Consider the following 21789-nt stretch of genomic DNA (forward strand, 5'->3'; position numbering starts at 1 on the left):
AAGGCTTCAGTGAAGACCTAAATCTTAGTCAGTATATCAAAACCTGTATCTGTAATCGCAATCGTATGCTCAAAATGAGCACACTTTTTCCCATCAACCGTTACAACCGTCCAGTTATCAGCCAATGTTTTCACATATCGGCTGCCTGCGTTCACCATCGGTTCGATGGCCAACACCATCCCAGGTTTTAGCCGCGGGCCTTTGTTGGGCGGACCATAATGAGGAATTTGAGGGTCCTCATGAAGATCCTGTCCGACCCCATGTCCAACATATTCTCTAACAACTGAAAAATTTTCATTTTCAACATACGTTTGTATGGCATGGGAAATGTTCGACAGACGTTCGCCTGGCTTTGCTTCCTGTAAGCCTTTATATAGAGATTCCTCTGTGACTTCCAGTAGTTTGCGGTCTTCATCACTGATTACCCCAACTGGATAAGTCCAAGCAGAGTCACCATGATAGCCATTTAACTTTGCGCCAATATCGATACTAATGATGTCACCATCACGTAAAACCCGTTTACCAGGAATACCGTGAACGAGTTCTTCATTCACCGAAACGCAAATGCTCCCGCGAAAACCATTATACCCTTTAAAAGATGGGATTGCACCCTGCTTTGTAATAAAACGTTCGGCAATTTGATCCAATTCTTTTGTCGAAATACCTGGTTTTATATGTTTCTTCAGCTCTTCATGAGTCAGTGCGACAATACGTCCAGCTTCTCTCATAATCTCAAGCTCGCGAGGAGTTTTACAGATAATCATTTATTTAATCCTCCAAGCAGGTCCTTGATATCTGCATACACATCGTTAATGTGCTTCGCACCATCAATGTTTACAAGATATCCTTTTTCTGAATAGAAGTTCAGTAAAGGTTCAGTCTGCTTTAAGTTTACTTCAAGTCTAGTCGAAACGGTTTCTGCATTATCATCTGCACGTTGATAAAGCTCGCCTCCACACTTGTCGCAAACATTTTCTTTCGCAGGTGGATTGAATACTAAATGATATGTTGCTCCGCAATTTTTGCAAATTCTTCGGCCAGTCAGACGCTCCATCAAAGCATCTTTATCGACTTTAATATTAATGACATAATCAATCGTTCTGCCAAGGTCCTTTAGAATTTCTTCTAAAGCTTCAGCCTGAGCGACTGTTCGCGGAAATCCGTCCAGAAGAAAACCTTGTTCACAATCATTTTTGCCAAGTCTTTCTCTAACAATACCGATTGTGACCTCATCAGGAACAAGCTCTCCTTTATCGATAAAGGATTTTGCTTCGAGCCCAAGTTGTGTCTCCTCTTTCATAGCAGCGCGGAACATATCTCCTGTTGAGATATGAGGAATCCCATAATCATCAACAATTCGTTCTGCCTGAGTGCCTTTACCAGCACCCGGAAGCCCCATTAAGACTAAGTTCATTTCGGATTTCCCCTTCCTTACTTAGAGAGGTTGGGCAGCTGCCCAGCCCTCTGTTTTATTTCATAAATCCACGGTAATTTCGTTTCACTAATTGGCTTTCAAGCTGTTTCATTGTTTCAAGTGCAACACCTACAACAATGAGAAGACTTGTGCCGCCAATTTGTGCAGCGGAAGGTAATCCAGCGAATTGAATGAAAAAGATAGGAAGTATTGAAATCACGGCTAAGAAAATGGCGCCCACAAACGTGAGTCGGTACAAAATGCTCGTAATTCTATCTTGAGTCATTTTCCCTGGACGAACTCCCGGGATATAGCCACCCTGCTTTTGCAGATTTTCAGCCATTTGTTCAGGATTGACTTGGACAAAGGCATAAAAATATGTGAAAGCAACAATCAGTGCTACATAAATCGTCATACCGATTGGCTTAGTATAGTCAAAGTTGTTGGTTATCCAAGTTGTCACATTATTGGTTCCGAAGAACGATGCGATCGTCTGCGGAGTAATAATGAAAGAAACGGCAAAGATGACTGGAATCACCCCTGCTGGATTCACTTTTAATGGAAGGTGCGTTGCTTGACTAGCAGACATTTGTGCACGGCCAGTTCCCTTTGAATATTGAATTGCAATCTTTCTCACTGCCATTTGAATGTAAATAACACCGATAACAATGACAAGAATGGCAATGACAATAAGGGCAATTTTAAGGATTTGCATGAACAGCTGTCCATCTCCACCTACAAATTGTTGAGCGTACACTTGTTTTAATGTTTGAGGGATACCAGCGATGATACCGGCAAAGATAATAATCGAAATACCGTTACCAACACCGTGAGCAGTAATCTGCTCACCCAGCCACATTAAAAATGCTGTTCCCGCAGTGAGTACGACCGCAATTAAGAGATACGTTGAAACACCAGGGTTTTCAATCAGCATGCCTCCTGCCATATTGTTAAATCCATATGACATTCCTAGCGCCTGGATAAATCCTAGAACAATTGTAAAATACCTTGTGAATTGTGCTAATTTTCGGCGGCCAACCTCTCCTTGCTTTGACCACTCAGTAAACTTCGGAACAACATCCATCTGCAAGAGCTGAATGATGATCGAAGCAGTGATATACGGCATAATCCCCATTGCAAGAATGGAGAATTGGAAAAGTGCCCCGCCCCCAAACGTGTTGAGGATTCCGAAAACACTCATTTGATCCTGTGCCTGGAGAACTTCGGCGTTCACATTAGGCACAGGGATGAAAGCACCTATACGAAAGACGACTAACATTAAAAGTGTGAATATAATCTTATTCCGTATATCTTTCACGCGCATAAAATTGGAGATTGTCTTAAACAAGTTAGATCACCTCGGCTGTACCGCCAGCAGCTTCAATCGCTTCTTTCGCAGAAGCAGAGAATTTATTGGCTTTTACAGTTAATTTTTTTTCTAATTTACCGTTGCCAAGAATTTTTACTCCTGCTTTTAACTTGCTTATTGCACCAGTCTCTAGAAGAAGTTCAGGAGTTACTTCCGTTCCTTCGTCAAAACTGTTTAATCTGTCTAAGTTGATTACCGCGTAATCTTTACGGTTGATGTTTGTAAAACCACGTTTTGGAAGGCGTTGGAATAAAGGCATCTGACCACCTTCGAAACCAGGGCGTACACCGCCGCCAGAACGAGCGTTTTGACCTTTATGACCTTTACCAGAAGTTTTACCGTTACCTGATCCAATACCACGACCAACACGGTTGCGTACTTTACGTGAACCTTCTGAAGGCTTCAATTCATGAAGTTTCATTTGGGCACCTCCTTATCGATTAAAAATGTTTTATTGTTCTTTAACAGAAACTAAATGAGACACCTTGTTAATCATGCCGCGGATCGCTGCATTGTCTTCATGTACGACTGTTTGGTTTGTTTTCTTAAGACCAAGAGTACGAACAGTGACACGCTGATCTTCAGGGCGACCGATTACACTGCGTTTGAGGGTAATTTCTAATTTATTTGCCATTATTGTTCCCTCCTTATCCTAACAGGTCTTCTACAGATTTTCCACGAAGCTTCGCTACATCTTCAGCACGTTTAAGCTCACTTAAACCTTGAAGTGTTGCGCGGATCATGTTGATCGGTGTATTAGAACCTAGAGATTTAGAAAGGATATCAGCTAGACCAGCAAGCTCAAGTACCGCACGAACTGGGCCTCCAGCGATAACTCCTGTACCTTCTGAAGCAGGCTTCAATAGAACGTTTCCTGCACCGAATCGACCGATGATTTCATGTGGAATTGTAGTTCCAACCATTGGTACTTCAATTAAATTCTTTTTCGCATCTTCAACAGCTTTGCGGATCGCTTCTGGTACTTCTTGTGCTTTACCAGTACCGAAACCTACATGACCGTTTTTGTCACCGACAACAACTAAAGCTGCAAAACGGAAACGACGTCCACCTTTAACAACTTTCGCTACGCGGTTAACCGTAACTAAGCGTTCTTCTAACTCTAATTTGCTTGGGTCAATACGACTCATTCGGATGTGTCCCTCCTTCTTTTATTAAAATTTAAGTCCAGCCTCACGAGCAGCTTCAGCTAGAGCTTTTACACGTCCATGATATAGGTATCCTCCGCGGTCAAATACCACGTTAGAGATTCCTTTTTCAACAGCACGTTTTGCAACAAGTTCGCCAACTTTCGTAGCAGCTGCAGTGTCAGAACTATTCTCGATCTTTAACTCTTTATCAAGAGTAGAAGCACTTACAAGTGTTACACCGTTAACATCATCAATTACTTGAGCGTAGATATTCTTGTTAGAACGGAAAACGTTAAGGCGAGGTCTTTCAGCAGTACCTGAAAGTTTCGCACGAACACGAGCATGTCTTTTAAGACGAGTAGCGTTTTTGCTAGTTTTCGTAATCATCCGAGTCACTCCTTTCTTCACATTAAGCGATCTTACTTACCAGTTTTTCCTTCTTTACGGCGAACGAATTCACCTTCGTAACGAATTCCTTTACCTTTGTAAGGCTCTGGAGCACGGACAGCGCGGATGTTAGAAGCTAGAGCTCCTACACGCTCTTTATCGATACCTTTAATGATTACTTTCGTTTGAGATGGAACTTCGATTTCAACTCCAGCCTCAGGAACGATTTCAACTGGATGAGAGTATCCAACGTTAAGAACAAGTTTGTTTCCAGATTTAGCTGCACGGTAACCGACACCGATAAGTTCTAAACCTCTTTCGAAACCTTTAGATACACCTTCAACCATGTTTGCAATCAAGCTGCGTGTTGTACCATGTAATGCACGGTGTTCTTTATTTTCAGACGGACGGCTTACAGTTAAGACGTTGTCCTCAATTTTAATTTCCATATCAGGGTGAAATGCACGAGTTAGTTCACCTTTTGGTCCCTTTACTGTCACTGTGTTATCGTTGTTTGTCACAGTAACTCCTGAAGGGATCTCGATTAGTTTTTTACCTATACGAGACATACCAAGCACCTCCATTCATCTTAAACTTTTTTTACCATACGTAAGCAAGTACTTCTCCACCAGCTTGTTTAGCACGGGCTTCTTTGTCCGATAAAACACCTTGTGATGTAGAAATAATTGCGATTCCAAGTCCGTTAAGTACACGTGGTACTTCATTTGATTTCGCATATACGCGTAAACCAGGTTTACTGATTCTTTTAAGACCAGTGATAACACGTTCGTTGTTTTGGCCGTATTTAAGGAACAAACGGATAATTCCTTGTTTGCTGTCTTCGACGTACTCAACGTCACGGATAAAACCTTCACGCTTTAAGATTTCAGCAATTTCTCTTTTGATTTTTGAAGCCGGTACTTCTAGCTTCTCATGACGTACCATGTTCGCATTGCGAATACGAGTCAGCAAATCTGCAATCGGATCTGTCATAACCATTATTTAATAACCTCCTTCCCATTTATGGGGATTACCAGCTGGCTTTTTTAACGCCAGGAATTTGTCCTTTATATGCAAGTTCGCGGAAACAAATACGGCAAAGTTTAAACTTACGAATAACTGAATGTGGACGACCACATCGTTCGCAGCGCGTATACTCTTGAACTTTAAACTTTTGTTTGCGTTGTTGTTTCGCAATCATAGACTTTTTAGCCACGATTTCGCCTCCCTTTCATTGATTATTTCTGGAACGGCATACCTACTTGAGTTAATAACTCACGTGCTTCTTCGTCCGTATTGGCAGTAGTAACGATAACGATATCCATACCGCGGACCTTTGTTACTTTATCGTAATCAATTTCTGGGAAGATTAACTGTTCTTTAATACCAAGCGTGTAGTTTCCACGACCGTCGAAAGATTTCTTAGAAATCCCGCGGAAGTCACGTACACGTGGTAAAGACACAGAAATAAGTTTATCAAGGAAATCATACATGCGCTCTCCGCGAAGTGTTACTTTCGCACCGATTGGCATTCCTTCACGTAGACGGAATCCAGCAATAGACTTCTTCGCACGAGTAACGACAGGTTTTTGACCAGCGATAAACGTTAATTCTTCAACAGCAGTATCGATTGCTTTAGCGTTTTGAACAGCGTCACCAACACCCATGTTGATCACGATTTTTTCGATTTTTGGCACTTGCATTACTGATTTGTATTCAAACTTAGAAACTAATGCAGGTGTAATTTCTTTTACATACTTTTCTTTAAGGCGGTTCATGAGAAAGACCTCCCTTCCTTATTTACTATTTATCTAGAACTTGCCCAGATTTTTTCGCTACACGGACTTTCTTTCCGTCCTCAACTTTATACCCAACACGTGTCACTTCACCCGTTTTAGGATCAAGCGGCATTACGTTTGATACGTGGATCGGCGCTTCTTGTTCAGAAATTCCGCCTTGAGGGTTAGCTTGGGTTGGTTTAGAGTGTTTTTTCACAAGGTTAATACCTTCTACTAAAACACGTTCCTTTTTAGGGAAAGCAGCAAGGATGACACCTTGTTTACCTTTATCTTTACCAGAGATAACCACTACTTTATCGCCCTTTTTAACATGCATTTAATCGCACCTCCTTGAGTCGCGGATTGTATTCATTAAAGTACTTCTGGTGCTAGAGAAACAATTTTCATATAGTTGTTTTCACGAAGTTCACGTGCTACTGGTCCGAAGATACGAGTTCCACGTGGGCTCTTGTCGTCACGAATGATGACACATGCATTTTCGTCGAAACTGATGTAAGATCCATCGTTTCTGCGAGCTCCGCTCTTAGTACGAACGATAACTGCTTTCACAACTTCACCTTTTTTGACAACGCCTCCAGGTGTTGCTTGTTTAACCGTACAAACAATGACATCACCGATGTTAGCCGTTTTACGTCCAGAGCCACCAAGAACTTTAATCGTTAGTACTTCGCGTGCGCCAGAGTTGTCAGCTACTTTTAAACGAGTCTCCTGTTGAATCATTAATGTTACCTCCTTTCGGAAAAAGAAATCCGAACTTTATTAGATAATAACGGCTTCTTCGACAACTTCAACTAGACGAAAGCGTTTAGTCGCAGATAAAGGACGAGTTTCCATGACCTTTACGATGTCTCCGATTTTTGCTTGGTTGTTTTCATCATGTGCTTTGAACTTCTTAGAGTATCTTACACGTTTGCCATAAAGTGAATGCTTTTTGTATGTTTCAACTACAACAGTGATGGTTTTATCCATTTTGTCAGAAACAACACGACCTTGATACACTTTACGTTGGTTACGTTCGCTCATGTTTGCGGGGCCTCCCCTCTAATTATTATTTATTAGCAGCGATTTCTCTTTGACGAATCACAGTTTTCATGCGTGCGATTGATTTACGCACTTCACGAATGCGAGCAGTATTTTCAAGCTGCCCAGTCGCTAATTGGAAACGAAGATTGAAAAGTTCTTCTTTAAGAGACTTTACTTTTTGTTCAATTTCAGCAGTGGTAAGGTCACGAATTTCATTAGCTTTCATTTGATTCACCACCAATTTCTTCACGTTTTACGAACTTCGTTTTAATTGGCAATTTGTGAGATGCAAGACGAAGAGCTTCACGAGCAACTTCTTCAGACACACCAGAAATTTCAAATAAAACTTTGCCCGGTTTTACTACAGCTACCCATCCTTCTGGAGCACCTTTACCGGAACCCATGCGGACCTCTAGAGGTTTAGCTGTGTATGGCTTAGAAGGGAAAATTTTAATCCAAACTTTACCGCCACGTTTCATGTAACGAGTCATAGCAATACGAGCAGCTTCGATTTGACGGTTTGTGATCCAAGAAGCTTCAAGAGCTTGGATACCGTACTCACCGAAATGTACTTCAGTACCGCCTTTTGCACGACCACGCATTTTTCCACGATGTTCTCTGCGATACTTCACGCGTTTTGGCAATAACATATTATTTTCCTCCTTCCGCAGTATTCTTCTTAGTTGGAAGGACTTCTCCACGATAGATCCATACTTTTACGCCAAGCTTACCATAAGTAGTGTCAGCTTCAGCAGTAGCATAGTCGATGTCAGCACGAAGTGTGTGCAATGGAACAGTACCTTCACTGTAATATTCAGAACGAGCAATATCTGCACCGCCAAGACGACCAGAAACCATTGTTTTGATTCCTTGTGCTCCAGCACGCATTGTGCGTTGGATTGTTTGTTTTTGTGCACGACGGAATGAAATACGGTTTTCAAGTTGACGAGCGATGTTTTCAGCAACTAGCTGAGCATCAAGATCTGCTCTCTTGATTTCAAGAATGTTGATGTGTACACGTTTGCCAGTTAGGCTGTTAAGAGCTTTACGAAGTGCTTCAACTTCAGATCCGCCTTTACCAATTACCATACCTGGTTTAGCCGTGTGGATTGTGATATTTACGCGGTTTGCAGCACGTTCAATTTCAACTTTAGAAACAGACGCGTCAGACAAACGCTTGCTGATGAATTCACGGATTTTCAAGTCTTCATGTAAGAAGTCAGCGTAATCTTTTCCTGCGAACCATTTAGATTCCCAATCACGAATGACGCCAATACGAAGACCTACTGGATTTACCTTTTGACCCACGGATTATCCCTCCTTCTTTTCTGATACAACGATTGTAATGTGGCTAGTACGTTTGTTAATTGCGCTCGCACGACCCATAGCACGTGGACGGAATCTCTTAAGTGTTGGACCTTCGTCAACGAATGCTTGAGTAATCACTAGGCTGTTAGCGTCCAACTCGTAGTTGTGCTCAGCGTTTGCGATAGCAGATTTTAATACTTTTTCAATAATTGGTGAAGCAGCCTTAGGTGTAAGGTTTAAGATAGAAACTGCTTCTCCTACTTGCTTACCTCGGATCAGGTCCATTACTAGACGTGCTTTACGAGGAGCAATACGGACTGTTCTTGCGACAGCTTTAGCTTGCATTTAAAAGCCTCCTCTCATTAGCGTCTTGTTTTTTTATCGTCACTAGCATGACCTTTGTAAGTACGGCTTGGTGCGAATTCGCCCAATTTGTGACCTACCATATCTTCAGAAATGAAAACAGGTACATGTTTGCGTCCATCATAGACAGCGATTGTGTGACCGATGAATTGTGGGAAAATTGTAGAACGACGAGACCAAGTTTTTACGACTTGCTTTTTGTCAGTTTCATTCAATTTCTCGACTTTAGCCATCAAATGATCATCAACAAATGGTCCTTTTTTTAAGCTGCGAGCCATTGTGGAACCTCCCTTCGTGATTGAACTACGGTCCTAAATGAACCGTAGACAACCCCGTTACTTGTTTTTACGACGACGTACAATGAATTTATCAGACTTGTTGGTTTTCTTACGAGTCTTGAATCCAAGAGTCGGTTTACCCCATGGAGACATTGGTGATTTACGTCCGATTGGAGCGCGTCCTTCACCACCACCGTGTGGGTGATCGTTAGGGTTCATTACAGAACCACGAACTGTTGGGCGTACGCCTTTCCAGCGAGAACGTCCAGCTTTACCGATGTTGATTAATTCGTGTTGCTCGTTTCCAACTTGACCGATAGTCGCACGGCAAGCAGAAAGAATCATGCGAACTTCTCCTGAGTTCAAACGTACAAGAACGTATTTACCTTCTTTACCAAGAACTTGAGCAGAAGTACCAGCAGAACGAACTAATTGTCCACCTTTACCTGGTTTTAATTCAATGTTATGCACAACTGTACCAACTGGGATGTTGATAAGTGGAAGAGCATTACCTGGTTTGATGTCAGCTTCTGGTCCAGAAGTAACTTCAGTACCAACTTGGATTCCTTTCGGAGCAAGAATGTAACGTTTCTCACCATCTGCATAGTTTACAAGAGCGATGTTAGCTGAACGGTTTGGATCATACTCGATTGTAGCAACGCGTCCAGGTATACCGTCTTTATCACGCTTAAAGTCGATGATACGGTATTGACGTTTGTGACCGCCACCTTGATGACGAACAGTCAATCTACCTTGGTTGTTACGTCCGCCTTTTTTGTGTAGCGGTGCAAGCAACGATTTTTCTGGTTTGTCAGTCGTGATTTCAGCAAAATCTGAAGTAGTCATGCCACGACGACCATTACTGGTTGGTTTATACTTTTTAATCGCCATTTTGAATTTCCCTCCTTCTTTTTAAGATTTACGCTTCAAAAATTTCGATTTCTTTGCTGTCAGCAGTTAATTTCACGATCGCTTTTCTGCGACGGCTAGTCATACCAGTGTAGCGTCCAACGCGTTTTGATTTTCCTTTGTAGTTTTGAACGTTGACTTTCTCAACTTTCACTCCAAAGATTTCTTCAACAGCGTCTTTCACTTCTGTTTTGTTAGCTCTGACATCAACTTCGAACGTGTACTTCTTCTCTGTCATTAGATCAGCAGAACGTTCAGTAATGATAGGGCGCTTTAGAACATCACGAGGATCTTTCATTATGCAAGTCCCTCCTCTACTTTTTCAACCGCTGCTTTAGTGATCAGAAGTTTGTCGTGGTTGACAACGTCAAGAACGTTGATACCGTTAGCTTCAACAACTGTTACTCCAGGGATGTTACGAGCAGATAAAGCAACTGTTTCGTTTGCATCCGCAGTGACGATCAACGCTTTCTTCTCGACAGATAATCCTTTAAGGATGCCTGCGAATTCTTTCGTTTTCACTGCATCAAGAGTCAGATCTTCAAGAACGATGATGTTGTTGTCGATTACTTTAGAAGACAATACTGACTTGATAGCCAAGCGGCGAACTTTTTTAGGTAATTTATAAGAATAACTGCGTGGTGTTGGACCGAATACGATACCGCCTCCGCGCCATTGTGGTGAACGGATAGAACCTTGACGAGCACGACCTGTACCCTTCTGTCTCCAAGGCTTACGACCTCCGCCACGTACTTCAGAACGAGTTTTTACTTTGTGAGTTCCTTGACGTAAGGAAGCTCTTTGCATAAGAATAGCATCGAATACTACGCTTTCGTTTGGCTCGATTCCAAACACAGAAGCGTTTAATTCGATTTCACCGTTAGTAGAACCGTTTTGGTTATATAATGCTACTTTTGGCATGACTTGTTTCCTCCTTTCCTAAGAGAGTTATTTAGATTTAACTGCACTCTTTACAGTTACTAGAGATTTTTTAGCGCCTGGTACGTTTCCTTTGATCAATAGAAGATTGCGTTCTGCATCAACTTTAACGATCTCAAGGTTTTGGACAGTAATTTGCTCTCCGCCCATACGACCTGGAAGAAGTTTACCTTTGAATACACGGTTTGGATCAACAGGTCCCATTGAACCAGGACGACGGTGGTAACGTGAACCGTGAGTCATTGGTCCGCGTGATTGTCCGTGGCGTTTGATAGCCCCTTGGAATCCTTTACCTTTTGATGTTCCTGTTACATCTACGATATCTCCATTTGCGAAAATATCAACTTTGACTTCCTGACCAACTTCATACGCATCTAACTCCGCACCGCGTAATTCTTTTACGAAGCGCTTAGGAGCAGTTTCCGCTTTAGCAACGTGGCCTTTCTCTGGTTTGTTAGAAAGCTTTTCACGTTTGTCATCAAAACCGATTTGGATTGCTTCATAGCCATCCGTGTCAACAGTCTTCTTTTGAAGAACAACGTTAGCAGCAGCCTCAACAACAGTTACAGGGATAAGATCACCGTTTTCTGCGAATACTTGCGTCATACCAATTTTTCTACCTAAGATTCCTTTGGTCATTCGTCACACCTCCTATAATATGTGTTTTCTATTTGAATTAAAGTTTGATTTCGATATCTACACCAGATGGTAAATCTAAACGCATAAGTGCATCAACTGTTTGCGGAGTTGGATTCACGATGTCGATTAGACGTTTGTGAGTACGCATCTCGAATTGCTCACGAGAATCTTTGTACTTATGCACCGCACGAAGGATTGTGTAAACTGATTTTTCAGTTGGAAGCGGAATTGGACCAGATACACTAGCACCAGAACGCTTAGCCGTTTCAACAATCTTCTCAGCAGATTGATCAAGAATTCTATGATCATATGCTTTTAAACGAATACGAATTTTTTGTTTTGCCATTATTTTCCCTCCTTTTCGCCTACTTACGTTAGACAGTTCTCCGTGAGAAAAACCTGATCACCTCGCCATGGCAAAGCGGCCGGGTGTGTCAGCAACCTCTCACTTCATCGCAGTCAAAGACCAACATGCACTATTGTACCAAATTGGCCTGCGTGTTGCAATAATAAATCGGATAAATTTATGATTTGCACACTTTTCATATTATACAGGGATTCAGCCTATAAATCAAGCTTTCCCTGAAGATGATGTATAGCAGTCTTTCTTATGATACGTATAAATTCATCTGGTTCCTCAATGTGCGGGGAATGTGCAGAGTCTTTAAAGGTAAACCATTCTTTGATTGGTGCTTTTAATTGATCAACATATGGTTTTGATACAGCAGCTGGTGTAATCATGTCGTGATCGCCAATGAGAAAGTAGCACGGTATTAATATAGTAGAAACTCGGAATTGAATACTCTCATTCATTAGCTGATCCCATAGCTTGTCTTGACTAAACTTCTGTCCTTTCATGAACTTCCATTTATCTTTAAGCTGATATTGCTTACTAAAAAGAAACCCTTTTAGCATTTGAAAAACCGGTTTCCATCTATGTGTGAGACCTACGCTCGCAAACTCTTTATATAGAGAAAACAAGGCATGAGCTGATGTCCGTTTCCATGGAGGGGGCGTCAGTAATCGCAGACACCCAGTAAACAGACGATTGCGATGATATTTCTTCAAAAGGAGCTCGTACGATACGATATCTTCCTTTAACACATCTACTACCTGACTAATCCCGTAATATGCATGATAAAGATCTGGACGCTTATGTACTGCTTGTATGGCAATTAATGATCCCCACGAGTATCCTGCGATATACAATTTTGAATGACCTAGATAAGTTAGAAGCTTCTCTGTCAGTTCAATCGTGTCTTCAATAAATTGCTGAATGGTCATCGATGCATCGGGAAGATTCTCTTGATAGGAAAGTCCTGCACCTCTCTGATCCCAATGGACAACTGTAAAGTCCTGATCAAGTTCCCCGTGAAAGGAATCAATATAACTGATTTGAGCCGAGCCGGGCCCGCCGTGTAAAAATAAAAGTACAGGCTTCGTTTCACTCGTCTGGTCTTCTTTCATCATAATCCATTGGTCAATCCCGCCGATCGACCATTTTTTCAAATATGTCTTTACCATTCCAGCGATCCTCTCGGTTCCATTTAGATTCTATAGCTTATAGTAGCCGTTCTGATCTGGAAAAGCAAAAAAAGAGACCCTTTTGCAAGGAGTCTCTTTTGTATGTTTATTACTTAATGATAGTTGAAACGACACCAGAACCTACAGTACGTCCACCCTCACGGATAGAGAAACGAGTTCCTTCTTCGATAGCGATAGTAGAGATAAGTTCAACTTCCATCTCAGTGTTATCGCCAGGCATTACCATTTCAGTACCTTCTGGAAGATGTACGATACCAGTTACGTCAGTTGTACGGAAGTAGAACTGCGGACGGTAGTTAGCGAAGAATGGAGTATGACGTCCACCCTCTTCTTTAGAAAGTACATAAACTTCAGCTTTGAAACGGCTGTGTGGAGTGATTGTACCTGGTTTAGCAAGTACTTGACCACGTTGGATATCTTCACGAGATACACCACGAAGTAGTGCACCGATGTTGTCACCAGCTTCAGCGTAGTCAAGAAGTTTACGGAACATTTCAACACCTGTAACAGTTGTTTTACCGTTTTCTTCTTGAAGACCGATGATTTCAACTTCGTCACCGACTTTAACTTGTCCACGCTCAACACGACCAGTAGCAACTGTTCCACGACCAGTGATTGAGAATACGTCCTCAACTGGCATCATGAATGGCTTCTCAGTGTCACGCTCTGGAGTTGGGATGTACTCATCAACCGCATCCATAAGTTCAAAGATTTTTGCTTCGTAATCAGCATCTCCTTCAAGAGCTTTAAGAGCAGAACCTTTGATAACTGGTACATCGTCACCAGGGAAGTCATAGTCAGAAAGAAGGTCACGAACTTCCATTTCAACAAGTTCAAGTAACTCTTCATCGTCAACCATGTCACATTTGTTAAGGAATACTACGATGTATGGTACACCTACGTTACGAGAAAGTAGGATGTGCTCACGTGTTTGTGGCATTGGACCATCAGCAGCAGATACTACTAAGATCGCGCCGTCCATTTGAGCAGCACCAGTGATCATGTTTTTAACATAGTCAGCGTGTCCTGGGCAGTCTACGTGTGCATAGTGACGAGTTTCAGTTTCATACTCAACGTGTGCAGTTGAGATTGTGATTCCACGCTCGCGCTCTTCTGGAGCACCATCGATTTGGTCATAAGCCATAGCTGTACCTTTACCAGATTTCTTATGAAGAACTGTTGAGATAGCAGCAGTTAGAGTTGTTTTACCATGGTCAACGTGTCCAATTGTACCAATGTTAGCATGCGATTTGGAACGGTCGAATTTTTCTTTAGCCATTCTAAAAATCCTCCTTAAAGGTTCATTGTATTTGGTATAGAGTGATAGAAAGTGAAGAGTTACCTCTCACTTTCTGATCTTCAATAGTAGTTATACTTTAGTTTAAAGGCAAAATCAATTATTCACCTTTATTTTTTTTGATGATTTCTTCACTGATGCTCTTAGGCACTTCTTCGTAGTGATCCATGTGCATAGTGAAAGTACCGCGTCCTTGTGTGTTAGAACGGAGTGCAGTAGCATATCCGAACATTTCAGAAAGTGGAACCATAGCGCGAACAACTTGAGCGTTACCGCGAGCTTCCATACCTTCTACACGTCCACGACGAGATGTGATATCACCCATGATGTCTCCCATGTATTCTTCAGGGATAACAACTTCCACTTTCATCATTGGCTCAAGTAGAACTGGGTTACATTTGCTGACAGCATTTTTCAATGCCATAGATGCAGCAATTTTGAACGCCATTTCGTTAGAGTCAACATCGTGGTAAGATCCATCAAATAATTTTGCTTTGATGTCGATTAATGGGAATCCAGCTAATACACCATTTTCAAGTGAATCTTCAAGACCTGCTTGAATTGCTGGGATGTATTCACGTGGAACAACCCCACCGACGATTGCATTTTCAAATTCGAATCCTGCGCCTTCTTCGTTTGGTTCGAATTCAATCCAAACGTGTCCGAACTGACCGCGTCCACCAGACTGACGTACGAATTTACCTTCAACTTTTGCACCAGAACGGAATGTTTCACGGTACGCAACTTGAGGAGCACCTACGTTAGCTTCAACCTTGAACTCACGCTTCATACGGTCAACAATGATATCAAGGTGAAGCTCACCCATACCAGAGATGATCGTTTGACCAGTTTCAGGGTTTGTTTGTGTACGGAATGTTGGATCCTCTTCAGCTAGTTTAGCTAAAGCGATACTCATTTTATCTTGGTCAGCCTTAGATTTAGGCTCGATAGCTACATCGATAACTGGCTCTGGGAATTCCATAGACTCAAGGATAACAAGATTTTTCTCGTCACAAAGAGTATCACCAGTAGATGTATCTTTAAGACCTACAGCTGCTGCGATATCCCCTGCATATACAGTAGAGATTTCTTCACGGCTGTTTGCGTGCATTTGAAGGATACGTCCAACACGTTCACGCTTGTTCTTAGAAGAGTTCTTCACGTATGAACCAGAATCAAGTGTTCCAGAGTATACGCGGAAGAAAGTTAGTTTCCCAACATAAGGGTCAGTCATAACTTTAAATGCAAGAGCTGCGAATGGTGCGTCATCAGTAGACTCACGAACAACCTCTTCATTTGAATCTGGCAGGATACCTTTAATTGCAGCAACATCAGTTGGTGCAGGAAGGTAGTCAAGCACAGCGTCAAGTACAAGCTGAACACCTTTGTTTTTGAAAGCAGATCCAACAAGAACTGGGTAGAATTCAACATTCAATGTTCCTTTACGGATTGCAGCTTTCAATTCAGGAATTGTGATTTCTTCACCCTCAAGGTATTTTTCCATAAGCTCTTCATCAAGCTCAGCAACAGCTTCAATTAGGCTGCTGCGAAGCTCTTCAGCTTTGTCTTTATACTCAGCAGGGATTTCTTTAGCATCAGAGCGAGTTCCAAGATCATCTTCGTAGAAGTATGCTACGTTTTCTACAAGGTCGATGATTCCTTCGAATTGATCTTCAGCGCCGATCGGCAATTGAATTGCATGAGCGTTCGCTTGAAGACGATCTCTTAATGTGCTTACAGAGTAAAGGAAGTCCGCACCAGTTTTATCCATTTTGTTAACGAATACGATACGAGGTACTCCGTAAGTTGTTGCTTGGCGCCAAACTGTTTCAGTTTGTGGCTCTACACCTGATTGTGCATCAAGAACAGCAACCGCACCATCAAGTACACGTAAAGAACGTTCAACTTCAACAGTGAAGTCTACGTGTCCTGGTGTATCGATGATGTTTACACGGTAACCCTTCCATTGTGCTGTAGTAGCAGCAGAAGTGATTGTAATACCACGTTCTTGCTCCTGCTCCATCCAGTCCATTTGTGAAGCTCCTTCGTGAGTTTCACCAATTTTATGGATACGACCAGTGTAGTACAAGATACGCTCAGTCGTTGTCGTTTTACCGGCATCGATGTGAGCCATGATACCAATATTACGAGTTTTGTCTAAGGAGAACTCTCTTGCCATTGGGTAATTTCTCCTTCCTCATTAGGGAATAGTTTTTTTAGTTTGGTATAAATCCTACCAGCGGTAGTGAGCGAATGCTTTGTTCGCTTCTGCCATTTTGTGTGTATCTTCACGTTTCTTAACAGCAGCACCAGTGTTGTTAGCTGCGTCAAGGATTTCGTTAGCAAGACGCTCTTCCATCGTTTTTTCTCCACGAAGACGAGCATAGTTTACTAACCAGCGAAGACCTAAAGTAGTACGACGGTCTGGGCGAACTTCTACAGGAACTTGGTAGTTAGCTCCACCTACACGACGTGCTTTAACTTCAAGAACTGGCATGATGTTTTTCAAGGCTTGTTCGAAAACCTCCATCGCTTCATTACCAGTACGTTCTTTGATGATATCAAATGACTTGTAGAGGATTGTTTGTGACTTTCCTCTTTTACCGTCGATCATCATTTTGTTGATCAAACGAGATACAAGTTTAGAATTGTAAATTGGATCTGGCAATACGTCTCTTTTTGCTACAGGACCTTTACGTGGCATCTGAATAGCCTCCCTTCTCTTTTAAAAGGATTTCTATCTGTCTCTCATCTCAATATCATTGTCAGCTGCCTGACTCCACTGATCTGATATCAACTTCTAAAAACCCTTATGTTTGTTTGTATTATTTGCTTTGTTTAGGGCGTTTTGTTCCGTATTTAGAACGTCCTTGCATACGACCGTCAACTCCGGCAGTATCAAGCGCACCACGAACGATGTGGTAACGTACACCCGGTAAGTCTTTTACACGTCCGCCACGGATAAGTACTACACTGTGCTCTTGTAGGTTATGTCCGATACCAGGAATGTAAGCTGTTACCTCAATCAGGTTAGACAAACGTACACGAGCATATTTACGTAGTGCTGAGTTTGGTTTTTTCGGTGTCATTGTACCGACACGAGTACAAACCCCGCGCTTCTGTGGAGATGTTACGTTAGTGTGCTCTTTTTTGAAACTGTTGTATCCTTTGTTAAGTGCAGGTGACTTTGAGTTTTCAACTTTACTCACGCGTCCTTTGCGTATTAGCTGATTAATTGTAGGCATGTTGTTATTCCTCCCTTCATTACTTTTTTTATAACCCACATACCCAGGTGGTTCATCAAAAGGCAAAAAACAATGCTTTTGCATTTTATACATGCAAAAACAAAACAAGTACGCTATAACATAATGGCAACAGCTGCTGCCCCAACTTCAATTCCGCAGGCCTTGCCGAGCTTTTTCATGGAATCTACCACTAAGATGTCTACACCCTTCTCTTGCGCTAGTTTCAATACACTAGCGGTTAAAGCAGGATCAGCATCTTTCGCTACGACGACTTCCTTAACTGAATCTCGTTTCAGAGCTTTTACTGTTTGCTTCGTACCAATAATAATGGATTGAGCCTGTGATACTTTATCATAAGACATCGAATATCCTCCAAAGTAACAGGTTTTATTTTGAGCACCTTGGTTATATTATCATCATGGCAGAAGGATGTCAATATCGTATGACAGATTATCTTGACATCCTTCACCATTTTTTGATGATTTTATAGGAATCTCACGAGAAAGATTACTCTACAGGAACCATGTCGTCAGACGGCTGCACTTGCGAAACCGGCTTAACTTTACGGTAGTTTGGCATTCCCGTTCCAGCAGGAACAAGTTTACCGATGATAACATTCTCTTTCAAGCCAAGCAGTTCATCACGTTTTCCTTTGATCGCCGCATCTGTTAGGACACGAGTCGTTTCTTGGAAGGATGCCGCAGACAAGAATGAGTCTGTTTCAAGTGAAGCTTTTGTAATACCAAGAAGAACTGGACGGCCTGTTGCAGGACGTTTGCCTTCGAATAGTACTTTTTTGTTCGCTTCAGTGAATTGATGTACATCAAGAAGTGTGCCTGGTAATACATCTGTATCCCCTGCATCAGCGACACGCACTTTACGAAGCATTTGGCGAACCATTACCTCTACGTGCTTATCTCCGATTTCTACCCCTTGCATACGGTATACTTTTTGTACTTCATGAAGCAGATATTCTTGAACAGCTGTCATGTCAGTCACTTTAAGAAGTTCTTTCGGATCGATCGAACCTTCTGTAAGTACTTGACCACGAGTGACTGCGTCACCTTCAACAACTTTCAGACGTGCATTGTAAGGAGCTGTGTATGAGCGAGTTTCAACTTCGCCTTGAACCACAATTTCCTGCTGCTTGTCACGAACATCGTTAATTTCAGCAACGACACCATCAATTTCAGAAATTGTCGCTTGCCCTTTCGGATTACGCGCTTCAAATAGCTCTTGGATACGAGGTAAACCTTGAGTGATATCGTCTCCTGCTACCCCACCGGTGTGGAACGTACGCATTGTAAGCTGTGTTCCTGGCTCACCGATTGATTGTGCAGCGATGATTCCAACCGCTTCACCGACTTCAACGTCAGTACCAGTTGCAAGGTTACGGCCGTAGCATCGTTTACATACACCATGAGGCGTGTTACATGTAAATGCTGAACGGATCCATACTTCCTCAATTCCTGCTTCAACTACTTCAAGTGCTTTATCTTCATCAATTAGTTCGTTTTCGGCTACAATGACTTCGCCTGTTTCAGGATGAACAATTGGTTTTCTCGCAAAACGTCCGATCAGACGTTCTTCAAGTTTCTCAATAATTTCATTTCCTTCTTTAATGGACTTCGCCAAGATTCCACGGTCTGTACCGCAATCTGTTTCACGGATGATAACATCCTGTGCAACGTCAACGAGACGACGCGTGAGGTAACCTGAGTCAGCTGTTTTAAGGGCTGTATCGGCAAGACCTTTACGCGCACCGTGAGTGGAAATAAAGTATTCCAATACGGTTAAACCTTCACGGAAACTAGATTTAATCGGAAGTTCGATGATACGTCCAGCCGGGTTGGCCATCAGACCACGCATACCAGCCAGCTGAGTGAAGTTAGACGCGTTACCACGCGCTCCAGAGTCACTCATCATGTAGATTGGGTTGACTTCATCAAGGGACTTCATCAGTTTACCTTGGATGACATCTTTAGAAGAACTCCAGATTGAAATAACTCTCTCATAACGCTCTTCTTCAGTAATCAAACCACGTCTGAATTGCTTCATGACGTTATCTACTTTTGCTTGTGCTTCTTCAAGAATTTGCTGCTTATCATCTAATACGACGATATCAGACACACCAACCGTAATACCGGCTTTAGTAGAGTATCTGAAACCAAGGTTTTTCATGCGGTCAAGCATTTTAGATGTCTCAGTGATATGGAATCTCTTAAAGATTTCCGCAATGATTTTCCCTAAAATACCTTTTTTGAACGGCGCATTGATTTCTTGTTTCTCGATCGCAGCTTTTACATCCTCACCTTTTTCAAGGAAGAAACGATCAGGTGTTTTTTCTTCAATATTGCTCTTTGTCGGCTCATTCATGTATGGGAATGATTCCGGTAAGATTTCGTTAAAGATCAGTTTTCCAACTGTTGTAATCAACAATTTAGAACGCTGTTCATCAGTGAATGTCACATTCTTCAACGAGCTAGCTGCAACAGCTACACGTGTATGAAGATGCACATAACCATTTTGATAAGCTAGAAGGGCTTCGTCAGTATCTTTGAAGACCATACCTTCTCCGATAGCACCTTTGCGCTCAAGTGTAAGGTAGTAGTTACCAAGCACCATATCCTGAGATGGCGTAACAACTGGTTTTCCATCTTTCGGGTTCAAAATGTTTTGAGCAGCAAGCATTAAGATACGAGCTTCAGCTTGAGCTTCAGCAGATAATGGTACGTGAACCGCCATTTGGTCACCGTCAAAGTCAGCGTTGTAGGCTGTACATACAAGTGGATGAAGACGAATTGCGCGTCCTTCCACAAGTGTAGGTTCAAACGCTTGAATACCAAGTCTGTGAAGAGTCGGTGCACGGTTTAGTAAGACTGGATGCTCACGAATAACTGATTCTAAAACATCCCATACTTCCGGCTGCACGCGCTCAATTTTACGCTTCGCACTCTTGATGTTGTGAGCTAATCCTTTTTCAACAAGCTCCTTCATCACGAATGGTTTGAATAATTCAAGAGCCATTTCTTTCGGAAGTCCACACTGATACATTTTCAAATGTGGTCCTACGACGATAACGGAACGTCCAGAATAGTCAACACGTTTACCAAGCAAGTTTTGACGGAAACGTCCTTGTTTCCCTTTCAGCATGTGAGAAAGAGATTTCAATGGTCGATTTCCTGGTCCTGTTACTGGTCGGCCTCTACGTCCATTATCAATCAAGGCATCGACAGCTTCTTGAAGCATACGCTTCTCGTTCTGAACGATGATGCTTGGCGCGCCAAGATCTAATAAACGCTTCAGACGATTGTTACGGTTGATGACACGACGATAAAGGTCGTTCAAGTCAGAAGTAGCAAAACGTCCACCATCAAGTTGAACCATTGGACGTAATTCTGGCGGAATAACCGGAAGTACATCAAGAATCATCCAAGATGGTTTGTTTCCTGAGTTACGGAAGGCTTCTAACACTTCAAGGCGTTTGATCGCACGTGTACGTCGCTGTCCTTGAGCAGTTTTCAGCTCTTCCTTCAGTGTATCTACTTCTTTTACAAGATCGATATCTTGAAGAAGTTTGTTGATTGCTTCTGCACCCATAGCTGCTTGGAATGTATTACCGTATTTATCTAAATAAGCACGGAATTCTTTCTCAGAAAGAAGTTGTTTCTTCTCAAGCGGTGTGTTGCCCGGATCTGTCACGACGTAAGAAGCGAAGTAGATCACTTCTTCTAACGCACGTGGTGACATATCAAGAACAAGACCCATACGGCTTGGGATACCTTTGAAATACCAAATGTGGGAAACTGGGGCAGCCAGTTCGATATGCCCCATTCTCTCACGACGGACTTTTGCCCGTGTTACTTCTACACCACAACGGTCACATACAACACCCTTATACCGAACGCGTTTATACTTCCCACAATGACATTCCCAGTCTTTTTGCGGTCCGAAGATACGTTCACAAAAGAGACCATCTTTTTCAGGTTTCAGTGTACGATAGTTAATCGTTTCAGGCTTTTTCACTTCACCAAAAGACCAAGAACGGATTTTATCAGGTGATGCGAGACCGATGTTCATATACTCAAAATTGTTCACATCTAGCAAGGGGCCTACCTCCCTTTTA

31 protein-coding genes are annotated in these 21789 nt (G+C 42.3%); all 31 read right to left on the bottom strand.

Annotation, left to right across the window (positions count from 1 at the left end):
- Positions 1–17 precede the first annotated feature (17 nt).
- The 31 genes from map to rpoC all read right to left on the bottom strand — a co-directional run bounded on the left by map (position 18) and on the right by rpoC (position 21770).
- Entirely contained in the window at positions 18–764 is a 747-nt protein-coding gene (gene map / locus BA81_RS16955) for a type I methionyl aminopeptidase (RefSeq protein WP_003217210.1), read from the bottom strand.
- Positions 761–1414 carry an adenylate kinase gene (locus tag BA81_RS16960; RefSeq protein ID WP_034283883.1) on the bottom strand — a complete coding sequence of 218 codons (654 nt, stop codon included), beginning with the start codon at positions 1412–1414 and terminating at the stop codon, positions 761–763. The genes map and BA81_RS16960 overlap by 4 nt, the downstream gene beginning before the upstream one ends.
- 55 nt (positions 1415–1469) lie before the next feature.
- Complete coding sequence (gene secY / locus BA81_RS16965) at positions 1470–2762, bottom strand: preprotein translocase subunit SecY (RefSeq protein ID WP_007496334.1); 1293 nt, start codon at positions 2760–2762, stop codon at positions 1470–1472.
- Position 2763: 1 nt separating this feature from the next.
- On the bottom strand, positions 2764–3204 hold the full coding sequence (gene rplO / locus BA81_RS16970; RefSeq protein ID WP_003216888.1) for a 50S ribosomal protein L15: 441 nt from the start codon (positions 3202–3204) through the stop codon (positions 2764–2766).
- 30 nt (positions 3205–3234) lie between these two features.
- Positions 3235–3417: a 50S ribosomal protein L30 gene (gene rpmD, locus BA81_RS16975; RefSeq protein WP_003217067.1), complete on the bottom strand. Its 183-nt coding sequence runs from the start codon at positions 3415–3417 to the stop codon at positions 3235–3237.
- Positions 3418–3430: 13 nt separating this feature from the next.
- On the bottom strand, positions 3431–3931 hold the full coding sequence (gene rpsE / locus BA81_RS16980; RefSeq protein ID WP_007496332.1) for a 30S ribosomal protein S5: 501 nt from the start codon (positions 3929–3931) through the stop codon (positions 3431–3433).
- Positions 3932–3955: 24 nt separating this feature from the next.
- On the bottom strand, positions 3956–4318 hold the full coding sequence (gene rplR / locus BA81_RS16985; RefSeq protein WP_008356544.1) for a 50S ribosomal protein L18: 363 nt from the start codon (positions 4316–4318) through the stop codon (positions 3956–3958).
- 32 nt (positions 4319–4350) lie between these two features.
- Positions 4351–4887, bottom strand: coding sequence for a 50S ribosomal protein L6 (gene rplF / locus BA81_RS16990; protein ID WP_024425602.1), 537 nt, complete (start codon positions 4885–4887; stop codon positions 4351–4353).
- 31 nt (positions 4888–4918) lie between these two features.
- Positions 4919–5317 (bottom strand): 30S ribosomal protein S8, encoded by a 399-nt coding sequence (gene rpsH, locus BA81_RS16995; RefSeq protein ID WP_007496327.1) that lies wholly within the window; start codon positions 5315–5317, stop codon positions 4919–4921.
- A 31-nt stretch (positions 5318–5348) separates the two neighbouring features.
- Complete coding sequence (rpsN, locus tag BA81_RS17000) at positions 5349–5534, bottom strand: 30S ribosomal protein S14 (protein WP_008356542.1); 186 nt, start codon at positions 5532–5534, stop codon at positions 5349–5351.
- Positions 5535–5556: 22 nt separating this feature from the next.
- Positions 5557–6096 carry a 50S ribosomal protein L5 gene (gene rplE, locus BA81_RS17005; protein WP_003217159.1) on the bottom strand — a complete coding sequence of 180 codons (540 nt, stop codon included), beginning with the start codon at positions 6094–6096 and terminating at the stop codon, positions 5557–5559.
- Between the two features lie 25 nt (positions 6097–6121).
- Positions 6122–6433: a 50S ribosomal protein L24 gene (gene rplX / locus BA81_RS17010; RefSeq protein ID WP_008356538.1), complete on the bottom strand. Its 312-nt coding sequence runs from the start codon at positions 6431–6433 to the stop codon at positions 6122–6124.
- Between the two features lie 35 nt (positions 6434–6468).
- The gene (rplN, locus tag BA81_RS17015) at positions 6469–6837 is read right to left on the bottom strand and encodes a 50S ribosomal protein L14 (protein ID WP_003216882.1); all 369 of its coding nucleotides are present in this window, start codon (positions 6835–6837) and stop codon (positions 6469–6471) included.
- A 39-nt stretch (positions 6838–6876) separates the two neighbouring features.
- Complete coding sequence (gene rpsQ / locus BA81_RS17020) at positions 6877–7140, bottom strand: 30S ribosomal protein S17 (protein WP_003216906.1); 264 nt, start codon at positions 7138–7140, stop codon at positions 6877–6879.
- A 25-nt stretch (positions 7141–7165) separates the two neighbouring features.
- The gene (rpmC, locus tag BA81_RS17025; protein ID WP_003217155.1) at positions 7166–7366 is read right to left on the bottom strand and encodes a 50S ribosomal protein L29; all 201 of its coding nucleotides are present in this window, start codon (positions 7364–7366) and stop codon (positions 7166–7168) included.
- A complete protein-coding gene (gene rplP, locus BA81_RS17030) occupies positions 7356–7790 on the bottom strand; it encodes a 50S ribosomal protein L16 (protein WP_003156478.1) in 435 nt (144 codons plus the stop codon). Before rplP ends, rpmC begins: the two co-directional genes overlap by 11 nt.
- A gap of 1 nt (position 7791) precedes the next feature.
- Positions 7792–8448 carry a 30S ribosomal protein S3 gene (rpsC, locus tag BA81_RS17035; protein ID WP_003217241.1) on the bottom strand — a complete coding sequence of 219 codons (657 nt, stop codon included), beginning with the start codon at positions 8446–8448 and terminating at the stop codon, positions 7792–7794.
- 3 nt (positions 8449–8451) lie between these two features.
- Positions 8452–8793 (bottom strand): 50S ribosomal protein L22, encoded by a 342-nt coding sequence (gene rplV, locus BA81_RS17040; RefSeq protein ID WP_007496316.1) that lies wholly within the window; start codon positions 8791–8793, stop codon positions 8452–8454.
- A gap of 17 nt (positions 8794–8810) precedes the next feature.
- The gene (rpsS, locus tag BA81_RS17045; RefSeq protein ID WP_003216920.1) at positions 8811–9089 is read right to left on the bottom strand and encodes a 30S ribosomal protein S19; all 279 of its coding nucleotides are present in this window, start codon (positions 9087–9089) and stop codon (positions 8811–8813) included.
- A 57-nt stretch (positions 9090–9146) separates the two neighbouring features.
- Complete coding sequence (gene rplB, locus BA81_RS17050; RefSeq protein WP_024425599.1) at positions 9147–9980, bottom strand: 50S ribosomal protein L2; 834 nt, start codon at positions 9978–9980, stop codon at positions 9147–9149.
- Positions 9981–10008: 28 nt separating this feature from the next.
- Positions 10009–10296, bottom strand: coding sequence for a 50S ribosomal protein L23 (rplW, locus tag BA81_RS17055; protein ID WP_003217016.1), 288 nt, complete (start codon positions 10294–10296; stop codon positions 10009–10011).
- Positions 10296–10919, bottom strand: a complete 624-nt coding sequence (rplD, locus tag BA81_RS17060; protein WP_024425598.1) for a 50S ribosomal protein L4 — start codon at positions 10917–10919, stop codon at positions 10296–10298. Before rplD ends, rplW begins: the two co-directional genes overlap by 1 nt.
- Before the next feature lie 27 nt (positions 10920–10946).
- Positions 10947–11576 carry a 50S ribosomal protein L3 gene (rplC, locus tag BA81_RS17065; protein WP_024425597.1) on the bottom strand — a complete coding sequence of 210 codons (630 nt, stop codon included), beginning with the start codon at positions 11574–11576 and terminating at the stop codon, positions 10947–10949.
- Positions 11577–11613: 37 nt separating this feature from the next.
- Entirely contained in the window at positions 11614–11922 is a 309-nt protein-coding gene (rpsJ, locus tag BA81_RS17070; protein WP_003156464.1) for a 30S ribosomal protein S10, read from the bottom strand.
- Positions 11923–12140: 218 nt separating this feature from the next.
- Positions 12141–13100, bottom strand: coding sequence for an alpha/beta fold hydrolase (locus BA81_RS17075; protein ID WP_034283889.1), 960 nt, complete (start codon positions 13098–13100; stop codon positions 12141–12143).
- Between the two features lie 109 nt (positions 13101–13209).
- Complete coding sequence (tuf, locus tag BA81_RS17080; RefSeq protein WP_034283892.1) at positions 13210–14400, bottom strand: elongation factor Tu; 1191 nt, start codon at positions 14398–14400, stop codon at positions 13210–13212.
- A gap of 118 nt (positions 14401–14518) precedes the next feature.
- Positions 14519–16597, bottom strand: coding sequence for an elongation factor G (gene fusA, locus BA81_RS17085; protein WP_024425594.1), 2079 nt, complete (start codon positions 16595–16597; stop codon positions 14519–14521).
- A gap of 54 nt (positions 16598–16651) precedes the next feature.
- Positions 16652–17122: a 30S ribosomal protein S7 gene (gene rpsG / locus BA81_RS17090; RefSeq protein ID WP_003216884.1), complete on the bottom strand. Its 471-nt coding sequence runs from the start codon at positions 17120–17122 to the stop codon at positions 16652–16654.
- Positions 17123–17243: 121 nt separating this feature from the next.
- Entirely contained in the window at positions 17244–17663 is a 420-nt protein-coding gene (gene rpsL, locus BA81_RS17095) for a 30S ribosomal protein S12 (RefSeq protein WP_003216962.1), read from the bottom strand.
- Between the two features lie 113 nt (positions 17664–17776).
- Positions 17777–18025, bottom strand: coding sequence for a 50S ribosomal protein L7ae-like protein (locus BA81_RS17100; RefSeq protein ID WP_024425593.1), 249 nt, complete (start codon positions 18023–18025; stop codon positions 17777–17779).
- A gap of 145 nt (positions 18026–18170) precedes the next feature.
- Positions 18171–21770 carry a DNA-directed RNA polymerase subunit beta' gene (rpoC, locus tag BA81_RS17105; protein WP_034283894.1) on the bottom strand — a complete coding sequence of 1200 codons (3600 nt, stop codon included), beginning with the start codon at positions 21768–21770 and terminating at the stop codon, positions 18171–18173.
- Positions 21771–21789: the final 19 nt, after the last annotated feature.

Source organism: Bacillus safensis FO-36b, from assembly GCF_000691165.1.
GTDB classification, from domain to species: domain Bacteria; phylum Bacillota; class Bacilli; order Bacillales; family Bacillaceae; genus Bacillus; species Bacillus safensis.